This is a genomic window from Variovorax sp. Soil_C_33, assembly GCF_057656935.1.
Genome location: NZ_JBDGJK010000002.1, coordinates 165,275 through 185,453 on the forward strand (window position 1 = coordinate 165,275; position 20,179 = coordinate 185,453).

16 protein-coding genes are annotated in these 20,179 nt (G+C 69.4%); 11 read left to right on the forward strand and 5 right to left on the reverse strand.

The genetic code is table 11. The annotated features are described in order from the left end of the window. Positions 1–28: 28 nt before the first annotated feature. Positions 29–634, forward strand: coding sequence for a glutathione S-transferase N-terminal domain-containing protein (locus AC3A6B_RS03725; RefSeq protein ID WP_487835413.1), 606 nt, complete (start codon positions 29–31; stop codon positions 632–634). Between the two features lie 275 nt (positions 635–909). On the opposite strand, the gene AC3A6B_RS03730 is transcribed toward AC3A6B_RS03725, so the two are convergent. Then, on the reverse strand, positions 910–1,497 hold the full coding sequence (locus AC3A6B_RS03730) for a glutathione peroxidase (protein WP_487835414.1): 588 nt from the start codon (positions 1,495–1,497) through the stop codon (positions 910–912). A 128-nt stretch (positions 1,498–1,625) separates the two neighbouring features. Between AC3A6B_RS03730 and AC3A6B_RS03735 the strand changes: the two genes are divergently transcribed. Together AC3A6B_RS03735 and AC3A6B_RS03740 are read left to right on the forward strand one after the other, a co-directional pair. Further along, a complete protein-coding gene (locus AC3A6B_RS03735; protein WP_487835415.1) occupies positions 1,626–2,483 on the forward strand; it encodes a ferritin family protein in 858 nt (285 codons plus the stop codon). A 59-nt stretch (positions 2,484–2,542) separates the two neighbouring features. Continuing rightward, entirely contained in the window at positions 2,543–3,469 is a 927-nt protein-coding gene (locus AC3A6B_RS03740; RefSeq protein WP_487835416.1) for an RNA polymerase sigma-70 factor, read from the forward strand. A 4-nt stretch (positions 3,470–3,473) separates the two neighbouring features. Here AC3A6B_RS03740 and AC3A6B_RS03745 read toward each other — a convergent pair whose 3' ends face one another. Then, complete coding sequence (locus tag AC3A6B_RS03745; protein WP_487835417.1) at positions 3,474–4,490, reverse strand: septal ring lytic transglycosylase RlpA family protein; 1,017 nt, start codon at positions 4,488–4,490, stop codon at positions 3,474–3,476. Next, positions 4,483–7,242, reverse strand: coding sequence for a bifunctional [glutamate--ammonia ligase]-adenylyl-L-tyrosine phosphorylase/[glutamate--ammonia-ligase] adenylyltransferase (gene glnE, locus AC3A6B_RS03750; RefSeq protein WP_487835418.1), 2,760 nt, complete (start codon positions 7,240–7,242; stop codon positions 4,483–4,485). Before glnE ends, AC3A6B_RS03745 begins: the two co-directional genes overlap by 8 nt. 25 nt (positions 7,243–7,267) lie before the next feature. On the opposite strand from glnE, the gene AC3A6B_RS03755 reads away from it, so the two are divergent. Genes AC3A6B_RS03755 through AC3A6B_RS03770 form a run of 4 tightly spaced genes read left to right on the forward strand, consistent with a single transcriptional unit; the run spans position 7,268 to position 14,938 of the window. After that, on the forward strand, positions 7,268–11,371 hold the full coding sequence (locus AC3A6B_RS03755) for a YhdP family protein (RefSeq protein WP_487835419.1): 4,104 nt from the start codon (positions 7,268–7,270) through the stop codon (positions 11,369–11,371). A 27-nt stretch (positions 11,372–11,398) separates the two neighbouring features. Beyond that, positions 11,399–12,214 (forward strand): carbon-nitrogen hydrolase family protein, encoded by an 816-nt coding sequence (locus AC3A6B_RS03760; RefSeq protein ID WP_487835420.1) that lies wholly within the window; start codon positions 11,399–11,401, stop codon positions 12,212–12,214. 26 nt (positions 12,215–12,240) lie between these two features. Next, on the forward strand, positions 12,241–14,292 hold the full coding sequence (locus tag AC3A6B_RS03765) for a two-component system sensor histidine kinase NtrB (protein WP_487835718.1): 2,052 nt from the start codon (positions 12,241–12,243) through the stop codon (positions 14,290–14,292). A gap of 22 nt (positions 14,293–14,314) precedes the next feature. Next, the gene (locus AC3A6B_RS03770) at positions 14,315–14,938 is read left to right on the forward strand and encodes a response regulator transcription factor (protein ID WP_214695007.1); all 624 of its coding nucleotides are present in this window, start codon (positions 14,315–14,317) and stop codon (positions 14,936–14,938) included. Here the strand turns inward: AC3A6B_RS03770 and AC3A6B_RS03775 are convergent. After that, a complete protein-coding gene (locus AC3A6B_RS03775; protein WP_487835421.1) occupies positions 14,935–15,588 on the reverse strand; it encodes a YiaD family glycine zipper/OmpA-like lipoprotein in 654 nt (217 codons plus the stop codon). The two genes, AC3A6B_RS03770 and AC3A6B_RS03775, sit on opposite strands and share 4 nt — an antisense overlap. A 38-nt stretch (positions 15,589–15,626) precedes the next feature. Next, positions 15,627–15,788, reverse strand: a complete 162-nt coding sequence (locus tag AC3A6B_RS03780; RefSeq protein ID WP_487835422.1) for a hypothetical protein — start codon at positions 15,786–15,788, stop codon at positions 15,627–15,629. On the opposite strand from AC3A6B_RS03780, the gene mltA reads away from it, so the two are divergent. The 4 genes from mltA (at position 15,787) to AC3A6B_RS03800 (ending at position 20,073) form a co-directional block, all read left to right on the forward strand. Beyond that, a complete protein-coding gene (gene mltA, locus AC3A6B_RS03785; protein ID WP_487835423.1) occupies positions 15,787–16,929 on the forward strand; it encodes a murein transglycosylase A in 1,143 nt (380 codons plus the stop codon). The two genes, AC3A6B_RS03780 and mltA, sit on opposite strands and share 2 nt — an antisense overlap. A 45-nt stretch (positions 16,930–16,974) precedes the next feature. Further along, positions 16,975–17,349: an SMR family transporter gene (locus AC3A6B_RS03790; RefSeq protein WP_487835424.1), complete on the forward strand. Its 375-nt coding sequence runs from the start codon at positions 16,975–16,977 to the stop codon at positions 17,347–17,349. Between the two features lie 7 nt (positions 17,350–17,356). Continuing rightward, the gene (locus AC3A6B_RS03795; protein WP_487835425.1) at positions 17,357–18,790 is read left to right on the forward strand and encodes a UbiA family prenyltransferase; all 1,434 of its coding nucleotides are present in this window, start codon (positions 17,357–17,359) and stop codon (positions 18,788–18,790) included. A gap of 71 nt (positions 18,791–18,861) precedes the next feature. Continuing rightward, positions 18,862–20,073: a hypothetical protein gene (locus tag AC3A6B_RS03800; protein WP_487835426.1), complete on the forward strand. Its 1,212-nt coding sequence runs from the start codon at positions 18,862–18,864 to the stop codon at positions 20,071–20,073. The last annotated feature ends 106 nt before the right edge of the window (positions 20,074–20,179 follow it).

Genomic DNA, 20,179 nt, shown 5'->3' on the forward strand with positions numbered 1-20,179 from the left:
CGACGACCCCGCAAGGGAGAGAGCCTGCATGAAACTGATCGGATCCGCTGCCAGTCCCTATGTGCGCAAGGTGCGCGTGGTCATGGCCGAAAAGCGGCTCGACTACCAGTTCGTGATCGAAGACGTCTGGTCTGAAGACACGACCATCGCCAGTTCCAATCCGCTCGGCAAGGTTCCCTGCCTGATCATGGACGGCAGCGAGGCCATGTTCGATTCGCGCGTGATCGTCGAGTACCTCGACACCCTCTCGCCGGTGGGCAAACTGATCCCTCAGCAAAGCCGCGAGCGCGCCGAGGTGAAGACCTGGGAAGCGCTGGCCGACGGCGTCATGGATGCCGGCGTGCTTTGGCGCCTCGAGGCGACCTGGGCCCGCCGGGCCGACGGCGAACGCAGCCAGGCCTGGATCGACCGCCAGCGCGCCAAGGTCGAGGGCGGCATCCGTGCGATGGCCAAGGGGCTTGGCGACAAGCCCTTTTGCAGCGGCATCCACCTGAGCCTGTCGGACATCGCGGTCGGCTGCGCGCTCGGCTGGGTCGGCTATCGCTTCCCCGAGATCGACTGGCGCGCCGAGCATTCGAACCTGGCCCGCTTGTACGACAAGCTGATGCTTCGGCCCAGTTTCGCCGACACCTAACCCTGACAAAAGAAAAAAGGCGCCGCAAGGCGCCTTTTCTCTTTGAATATAAAAATGCTGCGAGGCGCCCCGAAACGAAGGAGGGAGGGAGGGAGGAGGAGAAGAATCGCCTCGGGATTTCGACCGGACGGCAGGCGCCTGGAAGACCTCGCAACATGAAAATGGCCGGGCTTTTTGCCGCCCGAGACCGGTATGAGCCCAGCCCGCGGGAGCCGGTTCCCGGGGCAGTGGTAAGCATTTGTGACGCAGTCGCGAAGGAGCGCGAAGGAAGCGCCTCAGTTGGGATCGAGCTGCTTTTCCAGGTCGCGCACGAAGCCGCGATCGTCCGGCGACGTCATGCTCGAATAGGACTCGACCACCTTGCCGTCGCGACCGATCAGGTACTTGTAGAAGTTCCATTTCGGCGTGGTGCCCGAGACTTGGGCCAGTTCCTTGAACAGCGGATTGGCGCCCGGGCCGCGAACGGAGGACTTGGCGAACATCGGGAATTTCACGCCGAAGGTGCTTTCGCAGAACTCGGCAATCTCCTTGTTTGTGCCCGTCTCCTGCGAGAAGTCGTTGGAGGGGAAGCCCAGCACCACCAGCCCGCGCGAGCGGTATTTGCTGTCCAGCGCCTCCAGGCCCTTGTATTGCGGCGTGAATCCGCAAAAGCTCGCCGTATTGACCACCAGCACCACCTTGCCCGCGTACTGGCACAGCGCCTGGGGTTTTTCGTCTTGCAGCCGCGGGAAGGTGTGTTGCAGGATGGGTGGGCAGCTGGCCGGGGCGCTCGCGGCCTGGGCGCTGGCGCTGACCGGCAGAAGAAAGGCGGCAGCCGCGAGCGCCGAAAGAAGAAGCACTGGCCGTCGGATCGAGGTTCGCATGGCGGTTTCCGGTGTGAAATGAGGGTTGCATCCGCACCACGGTGGCGTGCGCACCCTCCATCATCGCGCGCTTGTCACGAGCGCGCCAAGGCAGCCGACTAAAATCCGTCGGCTTAAGAAAGACATTGATGCTTTATCCGGAACTCTTCAGACAGCTCGAATCCGTCCGCTGGGACATGGACAAGGATATTCCGTGGCAGTCTTTCGACGCAACCCGCTTGTCCGAAGAGCAGGCCCAGACCATCAAGATGAACGCGATCACGGAGTGGGCGGCGCTGCCGGCCACCGAGATGTTCCTGCGCGACAACCGGCATGACAGCGACTTCTCGGCTTTCATGTCGATCTGGTTCTTCGAGGAGCAGAAGCATTCGCTGGTTCTGATGGAGTACCTGAAGCGCTTCAGCCCCCAGCACGCGCCCACCGAGCAGGAACTGCACGACGTGCGCTTCGACTTCGACCCCGCGCCGCCGCTCGAGACCCTGATGCTGCATTTCTGCGGCGAGATCCGCCTGAACCACTGGTACCGCCGCGCGGCCGAGTGGCACACCGAGCCGGTCATCAAGCACATCTACACCACGCTGAGCCAGGACGAGGCCCGCCACGGGGGCGCCTACCTGCGCTACATGAAGCGCGCGATGGAGAAATTCGGCGACGAGGCGCGCGCCGCCTTCACCAAGGTCGGCGTGCTGATGGCCAGCGCCCGGCGCACCGCCCAGGCGCTGCATCCGACCAACCTGCACGTCAACAAGGCGCTGTTCCCGCGCGACACCATCCAGAGCCGCGTGCCCGACCCGGACTGGCTCGAGCACTGGCTGGACAAGCAGATCAAGTTCGATGCCGTCTGGGAGCACAAGGTCGGCGAGCGCATCCTGCACAACCTGAGCCTCTTGATGAACCGCAGCTTCAAGACCGTGCAGGAGCTGAACCGCTACCGCAAGGAACTGGCGGCGACGCTGGGCCCCCAGCCGGCCTACCAGGGCGCCTGAGCCCGCGTTTCCCTTCGGCGCCCGTCACAGAACGTGCGCATCGTCCGTCTTGCTTGCATATGGACGCTTCCACTCAAACTTTCGACCGCCATCGCCGGCGCCTGCTGGGCATCGCCTACCGCATGCTCGGCTCGACGGCCGATGCCGAAGACGTGGTGCAGGACGCCTGGCTGCGCTGGAACGATGCCACCGTCGATGCACTGAACAACCCCGAGGCCTGGCTGGTCACGGTGGTCACGCGCCTGTCGATCGACCGGCTGCGCGCCGCCAAGCAGCAGCGCGATCACTACGTCGGCGCCTGGCTGCCCGAGCCGCTCGTGACCGATGCACCGGCCTCCCCCGAGCAGATGCTGGAGCGCGCCAACGACGTCTCGATGGCTTTCCTCGCCGTGCTCGAGCGGCTGGCGCCCGAAGCGCGCGCCGCCTACCTGCTGCGCGAGGTGTTCGATGCCGACTACGAGGACCTGGCCCGTACCCTGGGCAAGAGCGAGGCGGCCTGCCGCCAGCTGGTGCATCGCGCCAAGACCCAGATCCAGGATGAGCGCCCGCGCTTCGCGGTGGAGCGCGATGCCCACCAGCGACTGCTGGAGGGCTTCGCGCAAGCGGCGGCCAGCGGCGACATGCAGCGGCTGAAGGCGCTGTTGGCCGAAGACGTCGAGCTGATCGGCGACAGCGGCGGCAAGGTGCCCGCCTTTCGCGCGATGCTGCGCGGCGCCCAGCGCATTGCGCAGTACTACTACGCGGTCGTGCGGCTGCTTGGCGTCGGCCTGCGCCTGCAGGTGGTGGAAGTCAATGGCGAGCCGGGCCTGCTGCGCTTCTTCAACGGCGCGCTGGAGTCGGTGCAAACCATCGAGACCGACGGCGAGCGGATCCTGCGCATCCGCACGCAGCGCAATCCGGAGAAGCTGCAACGCATTGCCGCCCAGTTCTCGTCGCGAGCCATCACGCGCGAGGAACTGATGGCACTGCGGACGCCGGCGCCCTGAACGGTCAGCGGCGTTCGACGATCATCGGCGCGAGCTGAAGGCCATTGCGCACCTGTTCGGCCATGTCCCGCGCCAGCTCGCGCGAGGCATAGGGCCCGGCTTGCAGCCGGTAGGTGCCGCGCTCCGCGAACACGTTGAGCGCCGGCGCCAGCGCGGGCAGGCTGCGCGCCACCTGCTGCTGGAAGCGATCGACGCCGTCGCGCTGGCTGAAGGCGCCCAGCTGCACCCAGAAGCCGGAGGCAGGCGATTTCACGGATGCCGTCGGGGCTTCGGGCGCTGCGTCGGGCGTGAGCGGCGGCAGGGCCGCAAGCTCGCGCACCTCCGCGCTCGGCGTGGCCACCACCGGGCTGGCGAGGGCCGCAGGGACGGCCACGCTGTCGGAGGCCGGCGCCGCCGAAGCGCGAGGCGTGGGTGCTGCTGGCGACGCGAACGCCAGTGCCGTCGTGCCCGCATCGCCGCGCCGCCAGTTGCCGGCGCGAATTTCGTCGTTCGTGATGCGCTCGATCTCCACCGGCGCCACGCCGCGCAGCAGGTCGAGCTTGAGCGCCGCGGTGTAGCTCAGGTCGATGATCCGATCGTCGTGGAAGGGGCCGCGGTCGTTCACGCGCACGATGGCCTCGCGTCCGTTGGCGGGGTTGCGCACGCGCACATAGCTCGGCAGCGGCAGCGTCTTGTGCGCCGCCGTCATCGCGTACATGTCGTAGGGCTCGCCGCTGGCGGTGGACTGGTTGTGGAACTTGCGCCCGTACCAGGAGGCGAGGCCGGTTTCGCGCCACGGCCGATCGTCGGTAATCGGCACATAGGAGCGGCCCAGCACCACATAGGGCTTGCTGGTGCCGCCGCTGCTGCGGATCGCTTCGATGCGCGGCTCCGCATCGGGAACCTGGCTGAGTCCGGCGGGCGGATTGGCGTCCGGGCCGTCGCGGCCGATGCCGGCGCCGCCGCGCGGTCCGCTGGCGCAACCGGCCAGCAGCGCGAGCGCCGCGCCTGCGATCAGGGCAGGGAGATGCGGCTTATCCAAACACTACCTTCCACAAGGCCAGCATGGCCTCGCGCTCGGCCGCGAGCGAACTCATCGGCACCTGCGTCGGCTCTTCGTTGAGCCGCGCCCGGTGCTGCACGCGCCGCAGCTCGCGATAGGCGGCGGCCGCATTGCGTCCGATGCCGTCGGGCAGCAGCCCGGCTTTCTCGGCGCGCAGCAGCAGCGCGATGTTGCCCACGTTGGGAATCAGCTCGGGATGCGCCTTCGCTTCCGACAGCACGAGGAACTGCACCGCGAACTCGGCATCGACCATGCCGCCGGGGCTGTGCTTGACGTCGAAGCGCTCGGGCCGCACCGGCCGCGCGGCGCTGACCTTGGCGCGCATCGCGACGATCTCGGCCTTGAGCGCATCGCGGTCGCGCGGCGCGGTGATGACCGCCTCGCGGATGCGGTCGAAACGCTCGCCGAGCGAACGATCTCCCAGGACAAAACGCGCGCGCGTCATGGCCTGGTGCTCCCAGGTCCAGGCGGTATTGCTGCCCCGGCCGAGCTGGTATTTCTCGTAGGCCTCGAAGCTGGTCGTGAGCAGGCCGGAGTTGCCGTTGGGCCTGAGCGCGGTGTCGATCTCGAACAGGTCGCCCTCGCGCGTCTTGACCGTGAGCCAGTTGATCAGCTTGCGCACGAAGGACGCATAGACCTCGCTGGCGCGCTCGTCGTCGTCGTCGTAGACGAACACGATGTCCAGGTCGCTGCCGTAGCCGAGCTCTTTGCCGCCGAGTTTTCCGTAACCGATGATCGCGAACTGCGGCGCTTCGCGGTGCGGGTTGCGCACATGGGGCCAGCACCAGCGCGCCGTCACGCGCAGCACCGCATCGGCCAGGGCGCTGAGATCGTCGGCCACCTGTTCGACCGTGATGCGGCCGTCGACGTCGCGCGCCAGCGTGCGGAACACCTCCGCGTGGTGCGCATGGCGCAACAGGTTCAAGAGGCGCTCCTCGTCGGCCTCGCCGGTCTGGCGCAGCGACAGATGCCGGGCCTCCAGCTCGCGCTCGAACTCGGTGGCCGAGAAGCGCCCGGCCAGCATCTCGTTGCTGGCCAGTTCGTCGATCACGCCGGGGTGCTGCATCAGGTAGCGTGCCGGCCACTTGGCCGAGCCCAGCAGGCGCAGCAGCCGCTCCTGCACCGCCGGCCGCTCGACCAGCAGCGCGATGTAGTTGTCGCGCCTGAGCAAGGGTTCGATCCAGTCGGCCCAGCGCAGCGCGGCGTCGACATGGTGGCCGATCTGCCCCGGGGCTTCGCTGTCGGGTTCACGCAGCCACTGGCCGGTGCGCTGCACGAGTTGGCGCAGGCGCGCGCGCGTTTCGTCGCGCAAGGCGGTCACGCGCGGGTTTTCGCACCAGTCCCGGATGCGTTCGGCAAAGGCCTGCGGCAGCTCGTCGATCAGGTCGCTCAGGTCGGCCGGCACAGGGTTGGCGCTGCCGCCGTTGCAGCGCGAGCAAGGCTTCTTGCCGCCCAGCAGCTTGTCGAACTCCTGCGCGACGAATTCGCGATGCGCGTCGAGCTGCGCCAGGAAGGGACAGCAGTCGGCATAGCCGAGGGTGTGCGCGATCCAGCGCAAGTCTTCGTCGTGCACCGGCAGCACATGGGTCTGCTGGTCGTCCAGATATTGGATGCGGTGCTCCACCCGGCGCAGGAATACGTAGGCCGCGGCCAGCGCATCGGCCGTTTCCTGCGGCATCAGGTTGGCGCGCGCCAGGCGCTGCAGCGCATCGAGCGTGGGCCGTGTGCGCAGCTCGGGGAACTGGCCGCCGCGCACCACCTGCAGCAGCTGCACCGTGAACTCGATCTCGCGGATGCCGCCGCGCGAGAGCTTGACGTCGTTGGCGCGCTCGGGCCGCCCGGCGCTGCGGCGCGCGGCCTGCTCGCGGATCTGCCGGTGCAGCGTGCGCAGCGAGTCGAACACGCTGTAGTCCAGATAGCGCCTGAACACAAAGGGCAGCACCACGCCGCGCAGCGCCCGGGCCGAGCGGTCGTCCACCACCGATTGCGGCGCCACCACGCGGCTCTTGAGCCAGGCGAAGCGCTCCCACTCGCGGCCCTGCACCTGGAAATACTCTTCGAGCGCATCGAGCGACACCGCGCTGGGCCCCGAATTGCCGTTGGGGCGCAGCGCCAGGTCGACGCGGAACACGAAGCCGTGCGCGGTGGTGTCGCCCACCAGCGCGTAGATGCGCTTCACGGCGCGCGCGAAGTATTCCTGGTTCGCCAGGCGCGAGCGGCCGTCGGCGTCGCCGGCGGTCTCGCCGTCCTGGTCGTAGAGATAGATCAGGTCGATGTCGCTCGACACGTTGAGCTCGCGGGCGCCGAGCTTGCCCATGCCCACCACCCAGAGCTGGGCGCGCTGGCCTTCGGGGCCGAGGGGCGCGCCGTGCTGGGCGTCGAGTTCGGCGCAGGCTTCGCGGCAGGCGACATCGAGCGCGAATTCGGCCAGCTGGGTCACGGCGGTGGTGACCACGGCCAGCGGCGCATGATGGTCGCAGTCCAGCGCGATGAGCCGCTCCATCACCAGCTGCCGCACGGTGCGCAGCGCATCGGCCACGTTGTCGCCGCGTTCGCGCAGTGCGCTGAAGGCCTGCGCCATGTGCTCGCGCAGCGGCTCGCCGGGCGGCAGCAGCGCGAGCTCGGACGCGTAGCGGCGGCGCAGCCGCTGCACGAAGCGCGAGTAGTCGGACAACGATGGTGCCGCGATGACTTCGGCTTCGGTGGAACCCGGGTGGGAGCTGGCGGTCATAATTCCTGACACAGCGCGATCCTCAATGAACGACACGACGTCTTCCCCTTCACGTCTGCTCAAGATCACCGCTGTGACGGCGCACTGGTTGTTGGGTTTGCTGATCGGTGCATGGCTGCTGCTTGCGCTGTCAGTCGTTGTCCTACACGTCTGGATTGTGCCGCGAATCGGCGACTACCGTGCCGCGCTGGAAGCGCAGGCCAGCAAGGCCATGGGCGTGCCCGTGCGCATCGGTTCGATCACCGCCCGTTCCGGCAGCCTGTTCCCGAGCTTCGAACTGCGCGACGTGGTGCTGCACGACGAGCGCCAGCGCGAGGCGCTGCGCCTCGCGCGCGTGGTGGCCAGCGTCTCGCCGCGCTCCATCTGGCGCCTGAGCTTCGAGCAGCTCTACATCGAGCAGCCGCAGCTGGAGGTGCGGCTGGACGCGCTCGGCAAGCTGCATGTGGCCGGCCTCGACATGTCGACCGACACCACCGGCGAAGGCCGCGGCGCCGACTGGTTCTTCGCCCAACGCGAGTTCGTGATCAAGGGCGGCACGGTGCGCTGGACCGACGAGCGCCGCGGCGCCGCGCCGCTGCTTCTGACCGACGTGCAGTTCGTCGCCCGCAACGGCGGCCGCCGCCATGCGATGCGGCTCGACGCCACGCCGCCGGCCGGCTGGGGCGAGCGCTTCACCTTGCGCGGCCAGTTCCGCCAGCCGCTGCTGTCCGTGCGCACCGGCAAGTGGCAAAGCTGGGACGGCCAGGCCTATGCCGAGCTGCCGCACATCGACGTCACGCGGCTCGGCCAGTACGTGGCGCTCGACGCCCGCATTCGCGAGGGCAACGGCGCCATGCGCGTATGGGCCGATGTCAAGGAGGGCCAGGTCGTCGGCGGCGCCGTCGACCTGGCGCTGATGCGCGTCGACACCTCGCTCGGCAAGGGGCTTCAGCCGCTGGTGCTGCGTGCCGTCACCGGGCGCCTCGCCGGCCGCATGACCGAGGAGACCCTGGAGTTCTCCACCACCGATCTGCAGTTCGACACGGCCGACGGCATGCGCTGGCCGGGCGGCAACCTGTGGTTCCAGCACACGCCCGCGAAAGGCCGCACGTCCGAACGCGGCGCCTTGCGTGCCGACCGGCTGGATCTCGCGGCGCTGGCGCTGATCGCCGATCGCCTGCCGCTCGGCGAGGCGACGCACAAGCTCATCGGCGGCCTGGAGCCGCGCGGCCTGGTCGAACGCATCGACGCCAGCTGGCAGGGCTCGCTCGGCGCGCCCGACAGGTACCAGGCGCGCGGGCGGGTCAGCGGATTCGGCATCGCCTCGCAGCCCGGCGCGCCAGCGGCCGCCGTTCCCGCTGCACCGCGTTCCGCCGCTGCCGCGCCGACGCAGCCGCTGCCGCCGGTCGGTGCGCCCGGCCTGCGCGGCGCGACCATCGACTTCGATGCCACCCAGGCCGGCGGCAACGCCGCGTTCTCGATCGCGAACGGCGCGCTCGAGTTTCCAGGCGTGTTCGAGGACCCGATGATCTCGATCGACCAGCTGTCCGCCCAGCTGACATGGAAGATCGATGGCGAGAAGGCCCAGCTGCAGCTCGCCAATCTGAGATTCGCCAACGCCGATGCCGAAGGCGAGGCGCAGGCCAGCTGGCGCACCAGCGACCCGGCCGTCTCGCGCGGCCGCTCGCGCTTTCCGGGGGTTCTGGATTTGCAGGGCAAGCTCAACCGCGCTGACGGCACGCGCGTGTTCCGCTACCTGCCGCTGCACATTCCCAAGCACACGCGCGACTACGTGCGCGATGCGGTCACCAAGGGCAGCGCCAGCGTGGTGGATTTCAAGGTCAAGGGCGACCTCTGGGACATGCCCTTTAACGACCCGCGGCACGGCGACTTCCGCATTGCCGCGCGCGTGGCGGACGTCACCTACGCCTATGTGCCGCCCGTCGCGGGCGAGGCGAAAACCTGGCCCGCGCTGAACGGCCTCTCCGGCGAGCTGGTCTTCGAGCGCGCCGGCATGCTGGTGCGCAACGCGCGCGGGCGCGTCGCCGGCGCGCCCAACATCGAGGTCGTCAAGGCCGAAGCCCAGATCGCCGACATGGGCCACCATGCACCGCTGCTCAAGCTCGATGCCCAGGCCAAGGGCGCGCTCGGCGAACTGCTGCGCGCCGGATCGCCGCTCGCGGGGGAGGCCGGGCCGACGCTGGCGCACGCGCGCGCCACCGGCAACGCCGACTACCGCCTGCGCCTGGAACTGCCGCTCTCCGCGATGGACAAGGCCAAGGTGCAGGCCAGCGTCGCCCTGGCGGACAACGAGATCCAGATCGCCCCCGAGATGCCGCCGCTCACTCAGGCGCGCGGCACGCTGAGCTTCACCGAAAGCGGCTTCTCGCTGGCCGGCGTGCAGGCCCGCGCGATGGGCGGCGCGCTGCGCATCGAGGGCGCCGGCCGCTATGCCGGTGCCGCCAACGAACTGAGCATTCGCGCCCAGGGCACGGCCACCGCCGACGGCCTGCGCGCGGCGCGCGAGGTCGACTGGCTTGCGCGCTTGGCGAAGAACACCAGCGGCAGCACGCCTTACACGGCCTCCTTCACGGTTCGCGAGGGGGCCTCCGAGTTCTCCCTCGTCAGCAGCCTGCAGGGCCTCGCGCTGCAGCTGCCCGCGCCGCTGGCCAAGCCGGCCGAGGAGTCGATGCCGCTGTCGATCGAGAAGAAGGTCGTTGCGCGCGAGGCACGCCCCGGTGCTGCAGCGCTGCTTCAGGACCGGCTGTCGGTCGAGCTGGGCCGTGTCGGATCGGCTTCCTATGTGCGCGACATCTCCGGCAGCGAGCCGCGCGTGCTGCGCGGCGGCATCGGCATCGGCCTGGCAGCGGGCGAATCCGCGGCGCCGCCGGAGCGCGGCGTGCTCGCCAACATCCAGCTCGCGCGCATCGACGTGCCGGCCTGGCAGGCACTCTTCAGCGACACCACCGGCAAGCCGGCCGAGGCCGCCGGCAGCGACGCCGACGACGCCTCCGCCTACCTGCCCACCATCCTCGCGGTGCGTGCGAAGGAACTCGCCGTCGGCGGCCGAACGCTTCACAACGTGGTGATGGGCGGAACGCGCGACGGCGGCCTGTGGCGGGCCAACATCGACGCCACCGAGCTGAGCGGCTACGCCGAGTACCGCAGCGCGCAGGCCGGGCGGCTGCATGCGCGGCTCGCGCGCCTCAAGATCGCGCCCAGCGAGGCCACCGCGGTCGAGTCGCTGCTCGACGAGCAGCCGGGCACGCTGCCGGCGCTCGACATCGTGGTCGATGATTTCGAGCTCCTGGGCCGGCGCCTCGGCCGCGCCGAGATCGACGCAGTCAACCGCGGCGGCACGGGACGCGAATGGCGGCTCAACAAGCTGGCCTTCAGCACGCCCGAAGCCACCTTCAGCGCCCAGGGCAGCTGGGCCGCGGTGCCGGGCAGCGCCACGGCACGCGGGCGCGAGCAGCGCCGCACCACCATGGACTTCAAGCTCGAGATCGCCGATGCCGGCGAGCTGCTCGCGCGCTTCGGCATGAAGGACGTGGTGCGGCGCGGCCGCGGCCGGCTCGAGGGCGAGGTCCACTGGAGCGGCTCGCCCTTCTCGCTCGACTACCCGAGCCTGGGCGGCAAGCTGCAGATCGATGTCGAACAGGGCCAGTTCCTCAAGGCCGATCCGGGCATCGCCAAGCTGCTCGGCGTGCTCAGCCTGCAGGCGCTGCCGCGGCGCCTCACGCTCGACTTCCGCGATGTGTTCAGCCAGGGCTTCGCCTTCGATTTCCTGCGCGGGGATGCCACGATCAGCCAGGGCGCGGCCAGCACCAACAACCTGCAGATGAAGGGCGTCAACGCCGCCGTGCTGATGGACGGCTCGGCCGACATCGCGCGCGAAACGCAGAAGCTGCGCGTGGTGGTGGTGCCCGAGATCAATGCCGGCACCGCGGCCCTGGTGGCCACGGCCATCAATCCCGCGATCGGGCTGGGCACCTTCCTGGCGCAGATGGTGCTGAGCCGGCCGCTGATCGCGGCCGCCACGCAGGAATTCCAGATCGAGGGCACCTGGACCGATCCGAAAATCGCCAAGGTGCCGCGCCGGCTGCTGCCGGAGGCCGCGGGCGCGCCGGCCGCGCCCACGCCGCGCTGAAAGAGGAAGAACAACGGAGATCCGATCATGAAAGTCGCAGCCATCCAGATGGTGTCGGCCATCGCCCGCGAAGCCAACCTGGCGCGTGCACACGCGCTGCTGGGCGAGGCCGCTGCCGCCGGCGCCGAGCTCGCCGTGCTGCCCGAGTACTTCTGCATGATGGGCGCGCGCGACACCGACAAGCTGGCGCTGCGCGAGACCGCCGGCGCCGGCACGGTGCAGGGCTTCCTGGCGGACGCGGCGCGCGAGTTCGGCCTGTGGATCGTCGGCGGCACGCTGCCGCTCGAGACCGGCGACGAGACCCACGTGTTCAACAGCTCGCTGGCCTACGCGCCGGACGGCGAGCGCGTGGCCCGCTACGACAAGATCCACCTGTTCTTCTTCGACAACGGTCGCGAGCGCTACGACGAGCGCCGCGTGATCGCGCCCGGCTGCGAACCCGTCTGCTTCGATCTGCCCTCGCGCGACGGCCACCGCTGGCGCATCGGCATGAGCGTCTGCTACGACCTGCGTTTTCCCGAGCTCTACCGCGCGCTCGCGCGCCAGGGTGCAGAACTGCTGCTGGTGCCCAGCGCCTTCACGCGCACCACCGGCGCCGCGCACTGGGAGGTGCTGCTGCGCGCCCGCGCGATCGAGAACCTGGCCTGGGTGGTCGCGCCGGCGCAGGGCGGCACGCACGAGAACGGGCGCCAGACCTGGGGCCAGTCGATGGTGGTGGACCCGTGGGGCACGGTGGTGGCCGAGCGCGCGGTCGACGAAGGCGTGGTGCTCTTCGAGGTCGACGCGCAGCAGATAGAACGCGCCCGCGCGCAACTGCCTGCGCTCTCGCATTGCGTGCTCTGAGCTTGCGAACGGTGTCGTCGACCACGCTGCCCGCCGCCCGCACCCTTCGCCACGCCTTCGCGTGGCTGCGCTTCCTGCGCTCCGTCTGGCGGCGCTGGTTCCTCTGGGTGCTGCTGGCCGTGCTGGTGCTGGCGCTGCTGGTCACCGTGGTGTGGCTGGCGGGGCGCCACGAGGTCGAGCAGGTCCAGACCGCGCTGGACCGCGACACCGCCGATGCGGTATCCGACCTGCGCAGCGGCCTGCAGCGCAACGCGCAGAGCCTGCGCGCCTCCCAGGTGGGCGGCCTGGACCGCGAGCGCTGGCCGCTCGAGGCCGCAGCGCTGCTGCGGGAGCACCGCGAATGGCTCAGGCTCGAATGGCGCGACGCCGCGCTGCGGCCGCTGGCTGCCGTCGACACGCCCTACCGCCAGCGCGTGTTCGAGGAGTCGAGCCGCAGCGTGGACCAGTCCGACGTCGCGCTCGCCTGCGCCGCGGCGCGCAAGCTGGGCGCGCCGGCCTACTCGCCGAGCCACTACGTGCCCTCCGTCCCGAGCGGCGGCCTCGAGGTGATGGAGCTGTGCCTGCCGGTCGATGGCGGCGGCTACCTGGTGGCCACCTATTCGCTGCGCGACACGCTGGTCGAGCTGGTCGCGCCGACGCTGACGCGCGGCCAGGAGGTCGCCTTCACCGAGGCCGACGGCACCCGCCTGGTTGCCGTCGGTGCGGCGCGCCGCCTGGGCACGCGCGTGTTCACCTCGCAGCAGCTCATCGATCTGCCGGGCACCACCCTGATGCTGCGCGTCGACGGCTGGCGTGCCGCGCCCGATCTATTTCCCAATCTGCTCACCGCGCTGGTGACGGCGATCTCGATCGCGCTGGTGTCAGTGCTGGTGCTGCTGGCGCGCGACACGCGGCGGCGCCAGCGCGCCGAACGCGACCTCGCCGACGCGCTCGCCTTCCGCAAGGCGATGGAAGACTCGGTCATCACCGGACTGCGTGCGCGCGACCTGCAGGGCCGCATCACCTACGTGAACCCGGCCTTCTGCGAGATGGTGGGCTTCAGCGCCGAGGAACTCCTCGACCATGCCGGCGAGGCGCCGTACTGGCCGACCGAGCTGGCGCACGAGTACCGCCGGCGCCAGGCTGCGCGGCTGGCCGGCGGGCCGCCGCCGCGCGAAGGTTTCGAATCGGTCTTCATGCGCAAGGACGGCACGCGCTTCCCGGTGCTGATCTTCGAGGCGCCGCTGATCAATGCGCAGGGTGCCCAGACCGGCTGGATGAGCGCTTCCATCGATCTCAGCGAGCAGCGCCGCATCGAGGAACTCTCACGCGCCAGCCAGGAGCGCCTGCAGGCCAGCGCGCGGCTGGCGACCGTCGGCGAGATGGCCTCGCTGCTGAGCCACGAGCTCACGCAGCCGCTGGCCGCGATCGCGAGTTATGCGAGTGGCTCGCTCAACCTGCTGCACGGTGCGGGCCAGGCGCAGCACGGCAGCGACCATGGCGAGGTCGCGATGGCGGTGCGCCGCATCGCCGAGCAGGCCGACCGCGCCGGCAAGGTGATCCGCAGCGTGCACGACTTCGTGCGCCGGCGCGACCGCACGCGCGAAGCCGTCGCGCCGCAGGCCTTGCTCGACGCGGTGCTGCCGCTGGTGCGGCTGCAGGCGCGCAAGCTCGCGGTGCGTATCGAAGTCAGCTTCGAGGAGCGCCTGCCGCGGGTGCTGTGCGACCGCACGCTGGTCGAGCAGGTGCTGCTGAACCTTGCGCGCAACGGAATGCAGGCGATGGACCTGCCGGAGCTCGACGAACGCGTGCTGCGCCTGCGCGCCGCGCGCGCCCGCGCGGTCGGCGAAGCCAGCGATGCCGGCGACAAGCCCGACACGCGCCGCTGGATCGAATTCTCGGTGGCCGACCTCGGCTGCGGCATCAGCGAAGAAGTGGCGCAGCGCCTCTTCACGCCCTTCTTCACCACGCGGTCCGACGGCATGGGCCTGGGCCTGAGCCTGTGCCGCACGGTGGTGGAGCAGCATGGCGGCGCGCTGGTGTTCGAGCCGCAGCGGCCCCGCGGCACGGTGTTCCGATTCACTTTGCCTGCGGCCTGAATCAGTCGATGGACCTTTCCTGATGCAACCCTTGATCGATGCCCTCATCTTCATCGTCGACGACGACGCCAGCGTGCGCGAGGCGCTGGCCTGGCTGCTGCGTTCGCGCCGGCTGGTGAGCGAACATTTCGCGAGCGCGGAGGCCTTCGAGCTGCGTTTGACCGAAGAGCCGCTGGCCGACCAGCCGCACTGCCTGCTGCTGGACGTGCGCATGCCCGGCACCAGCGGGCTGGTACTGTTCGACCGGCTGGCCGAGCGCGGCCTGCTGGAAGTCATGCCGGTGATCTTCCTGACCGGCCATGCCGACGTGCCGACGGCGGTGGACGCGGTGAAGCGCGGCGCCTTCGATTTCTGCGAGAAGCCTTTTTCGGACAACGCGCTGGTCGACCGCATCGAGCATGCGCTCGGCGCATCGCTGCGCGCCATCGAGGCGCAGCGCGCGCGGCGCCTGCTGATGCGCCGCGTCGAGGAGCTGACCGAGCGCGAGCGCGAGGTGATGCGGCGCGTGGTCGAGGGCCTGCCCAACAAGCTGATCGCCGAGCAGCTCTCGATCAGCGTGCGCACGGTGGAGGTTCACCGTGCGCGCGTGTTCGAGAAGATGGAAGTCAAGTCGGCCGTGGAGCTGGCCAACTTGTTGCGCCCTTAGCCCTGCGGGCGTTCGCCCACGTAGATCTCGACCCTGCGGTTCTGCGCCCGGCCGGCATCGCTGTTGTTGTCGGCGACCGGCTCGCGCGAGCCCCGGCCTTCGATGCGGAAGGCCTGCTGCGGTACGCCGCGGGCGATCAGGTAGTCGCGCGTGCTGGCGGCACGGTCGACCGACAGCGGGTTGTTGATCGCATCGGTGCCGGTGCTGTCGGTGTGGCCGATGATGCGCACCTCGGCGTTCGGGTTGTTGCGCAGGCCGTTGGCGAACTGGTTGAGGATCGGCGCGAAGTTGGGCTTGATGGCCGAGCGGCCGGTGTCGAAGGAGACGTCGCTTGGGATCGCGAGCTTGAGCTCGTTGTTGGGGGTCTGGGTGACGGCGATGCCGGTGCCCTGCGTGGCGGCCTGCATCTCGCGCTTCTGCGCTTCCATGCGCTGCGACCAGAGGTAGCCGCCCAGCGCACCGGCGGCCGCGCCGACCGCAGCGCCCGTGCCGATGGCGCGGCTGTTACCGCCGGTTGCCGATCCGATGGCCGCGCCGCCGAGGGCGCCGATGCCGGCACCGATGCCGGTGTTGCGCTGGGTGTCGCTCATGCCGGCGCAGCCCGAGAGAACGAGGGCGGCTGCCGTGGTGGCGAGTACGAGTTTTTTCATGTGAATTCCTTTTAGACGCTGGATTCAGCGAGGAGGAATTATGTGGAGCCCCCCGGCGGCGGCTCGTCGGACAGCGACTCTTTTTCAGAATCGTCCGCATCGTGCATTTCGCCGCGCTTGCGGCCCGAAAACATGGTCCACCAGACGATCAGCACCAGCACGATTCCGGCGCCCAGCGCTTCAAGCAAAATCAAACCCATGACAAAAGGACTCCAGTGGCTGGTCGGGCTCGCGATCGTAGCAACGCTCGCCGGCTGTTCGGTCGGCACCCTGCAGCCCGAAGCAACGCCGGGGGCCGTGCCTGGCGCGCCCCCTCCGCGCGAGCTGGGGCCGCTCAACGGTTCGCTCGCCCATCCGAAGAGCAAGTGGGTGCCCGTGCCCTGGTCCGAACTGCCGGGCTTCGGCGAGGACGCGCTGCACGAAGGCTGGGTCGCGATGATCGCGAACTGCGCGCGCCCCAATGCGGCCTTCGCGCCGCTGTGCCGCGAGGTGCGCCAGCTGGCGCTTGCCGAGACCGAGGAACAGCGCGAATGGTTGCAGCAGAGGCTGCAGCCCTACCGCGTCGAATCGCTCGCGGGCGGCCAGAATGAGGGCAAGCTCACGAGCTATTACGAGCCGGTGTTCGACGCTTCGCGGCGGCCGACCGCGACCCACACCGTGCCGCTCTACCAGGCGCCGGCCGGCCTGGTGGCGCGCCGCCCATGGTACACGCGGCAGGAGATCGACACCCTGCCGCAGGCCCAGGCCGCGCTGCGCGGCCGCGAGATCGCCTGGCTGGCGGATCCGATCGATGTGCTGATGCTGCATATCCAGGGCTCGGGGCGCCTGCGCATCACCGAGGCCGACGGCTCGCAGCGCACCGTGCGCGTGGCTTTTGCGGCCACCAACGAGCAGCCGTACAAGAGCGTTCAGCAATGGCTCGTGAGCCAGGGCGCGACGAAAGTCAGTCTGTGGCCGGACGACACCAAGCAGTGGGTGGCGCAGAATCCGCATCGCCTGTCGCAGCTGCTGTGGAGCAACCCCCGCTACGTGTTCTTCCGCGAGGAGCCGCTGTCCGAGGCCGATGCCGCCTCCGGCCCGGTCGGTGCGCAGGGCGTGCAGCTCACTGCCGGGCGCTCGATCGCGGTCGACCGCGACAGCATTCCCTACGGCACGCCGGTCTGGCTGGCCTCGCCCGGGCCGGCGGTCCCGCTCGCGAAGCTGGTGGTGGCGCAGGATACGGGCAGCGCGATCGTCGGCGCCGTGCGCGCCGACTACTTCGCCGGTACCGGTGCCGAAGCGGGGCGCCTGGCCGCGCGCATGAATCAGCCTCTGCGTTTGTGGGTCTTGTGGCCGAAGTAGAGAGTGCCAGGGCATGATCCTTGCCTTCGACGGGCAAGGATCTTCATGAATCTCCAGACCTTTTCGATCATCTTCGCGGGCGTGCTGCTCAACTCGGCGGCGCAGCTGATGCTCAAGGCCGGCGCGAAGACGCTGGGCACGGTGAGCATGGGCAGCGGCGCCTCGCTGATGGCGGCCGCATGGAACGCGGCCACCCAGCCGTGGATCCTGCTCGGCCTGGTCTGTTATTTCCTCAGCGCCGGGTTGTGGATCCTCGCATTGACGCGCGTGGACGTGACCGTCGCCTATCCCATGCTGTCGATGGGCTACGTGATCGCGGCCCTGCTCGCGTGGCAGCTGTTCGGCGAGCCGCTGACCACAGGACGGGTGTTGGGCATCGCCATCATCATGGCGGGCGTCGTGGTGCTCGGCCGGAGCTAGGGTCCCGATGACAGGCCTCAATGCCATGCGCCCGCTCTACGTCGATCTCGATGGCACGCTGATCGCCACCGATCTGCTGCACGAATCCCTGCTGCAGCTGGTGCGCACCTCGCCGCTGTCGCTGCTCTCCCTGCCGCTGTGGCTGCTGCGCGGCAAGGCGGCGTTCAAGGACGAAGTGGCTCAGCGCACCACCGTCGATGTCACCACCTTGCCCTACCGGCCCGAGGTGCTCGAGTTCGTGCGCAGCGCCCGCGCCAACGGCCGCCGCACCGTACTGGCCACGGCCAGCGATGGCAAGCTCGCGCACGCGGTGGCGCGGCACCTGGACCTTTTCGATGCGGTGCTCGCCTCCGACGGCGAGCACAACCTGCGCGGCGCGGGCAAGCTGGCGGCGATCGAGGCCGACGCCGGCGGCCGCGCCTTCAGCTATGCGGGCGATCGCAGCGTGGACCTCGCGGTCTGGCGCGGCGCCGAGGCAGCGGTGGTGGTCAGCCGCTCCGAATCGCTGGCCCGGCGCGCGGCCGGCGCGACCACGGTCGAGGCGCGGATCACGCCGCCGCGCACCTCCTTGAAGCGCTATCTGTACGGCGCCCGCCTGCACCAGTGGCTCAAGAACCTGCTGATCTTCCTGCCCCTGATGCCGGTGCTGCACGATCTCACGCAGCCGCTGGTCGTCAACGCGGCGCTGGCCTTCCTGGCCTTCGGTCTCATGGCCTCGGGCATCTACGTGCTCAACGACCTGCTCGATCTCGAAACCGACCGGCGGCATCACCGCAAGCGCACGCGGCCCTTCGCCGCCGGGGAGATCTCGGTGCCGGCGGGCCTGGTCATGACAGGCCTGCTGTGTGCGAGCTCGCTGGCGCTGTCGCTCGCGTTGCTACCGGATGCCTTCGTGGGCGTGCTGCTGCTTTATATGGCGCTGACCACGGCCTACTCGCTGCATCTCAAGCGCCGTGCGGTGGTCGACGTGTTCTCGCTGGCCGCCCTCTACACGATCCGGGTGGCGGCCGGCACCGCGGCCACCGGCCAGCCGCTGTCCTTCTGGGTCCTCTCGTTCTCGCTCTTCATCTTCCTGAGCCTGGCGCTGGCCAAGCGCTATGTCGAGCTGACCGGCCCGCCCGCCGAGGTGCGCCAGATGAAGCGCAATCGCGGCTACGTGGCCACCGATGCGCCTTTCGTGCTGTGTACCGGCGTCGCAGCCGGGCAGATGGCGGCCCTGCTGCTGGGCCTCTACCTGCACGACCAGCAGATGGTGGCGCGCTACGAGAACCCCGAATATCTTTGGGTGCTGATCCCGGTCTTCCTGTTCTGGACCATGCGCATCTGGCTCAAGGCAATCCGCGGCGTGCTGCACGACGACCCGGTGGTCTTCGCCGCGCGCGATTGGGTCAGCCGCCTGGCCGTGGCGATCGGGGCCGTCGCGCTATGGATGGCAGGCTGAATTCAGCTGCCCCCCGAGGGGGCCGCACGCCGCCTTGGGGCCGGCCCGGCGCCGGCCTGCATCCGCCAGCGATGAAACGCAGCCTCGCCTGGGATGCGCTGCTCGCCGCCCTGCTCGCGGCGCTGGCCCTGACGCTGCTGGCGGCCCTGTCGCGCCAATTGCCGCCGCAGCTCTTCACGCGGGAGGCGGGCCTGGACGCCTGGTTTCACTCCGACCTGCCGCGCGTGCTGTCCAACATGGTGGATTCGCAGAGCAACCATTTCCGCACCAAGGTCCATCCGATCGCCTCGATCCTCATCCATCCGATGGTCACCGGCCTGCGCGTGCTGTGGCCGGGCAGCGATCTGCAGGCGGCCATGCGCTTCATGGCGCTGGTGGCGGCGCTGTGGGTGGTTTCTTTCTATGCGCTGTGCCGGCTGCTCGGCGCCGGCCGCTTCGTTGCGTTCAGCTTTTCGTTGCTGGCCATCGCAAGCGCCGCCTTCCAGTTCTGGTTCTCGGTGCCGGAGACCTTCGGCATCGGATCGCTGACCCTGCTGTGGGTACTGCTGGTCGCGGCGCTGGCGGTGCATCGGCCGGTGGGCGACCGGGTGCTGGTCGCCGCCAGCATCGCGAGCCTCAGCATCACGGTCACCAACTGGGTCGCGGGGCTGGCACTGGCCGTGGTCCAGCGGCCCTGGCGGCGCGCACTCGGCATCAGCGCCGTCGCGTTCGTGATCGTCGCCATCCTCACGGTGCCCCAGCGCTTCTTCTACAGCTTTGCCAAGTTCTTCTTTCTCGGCAGCCGGGAAGAGGCGGACTATATGAACCTGGAGCAGTCGGGCACCGTGCTGCACAAGCTGGCCGGCATGTTCTGGCATCCGATCAGCCTGCCCGAAGTGCTGCTGGCCAAGGTTTCCGACGCACCCAAGCTGAACTGGCTCACGGTGCAGCTGAGCGCGCCCGGTTCGGGCAGCTGGGCGGGCATGCTCGCGCTCGGCCTGTGGACCCTGCTGCTTGCGGCCGGCACCCACGGGCTGCTGCGTTCGCCGCAGTGGCATGCCTTCGGCAAGGTCCTCGGACTCACGCTGGCGGCGCAAGTCGCGCTGCATCTGGTCTACGGCGAGGAGACCTTTCTTTATGCCGCGCACTTCCTGCCGCTGCTGATGGCGCTCGCGGTGTTTGCCGCGCGTTCGCTGCCGGGCCCCGTCGCCGCGTGCATCGCGCTGCTGACAGCCGGGCTCGCGGCCTTCAACAACGCCGCGATGTACGAGGCGGCGGCGCGCCTGCTGCAGCACGCGCGCTGAGGAGGCGAGCGTCGCAGATCTGACCCATCCCTGACTTCTGGGCGTCACATTGAACTTTTAGCGTACCGGGCTGAGTTTTTCTACAACCAGTCCCCACTGAAAGTTT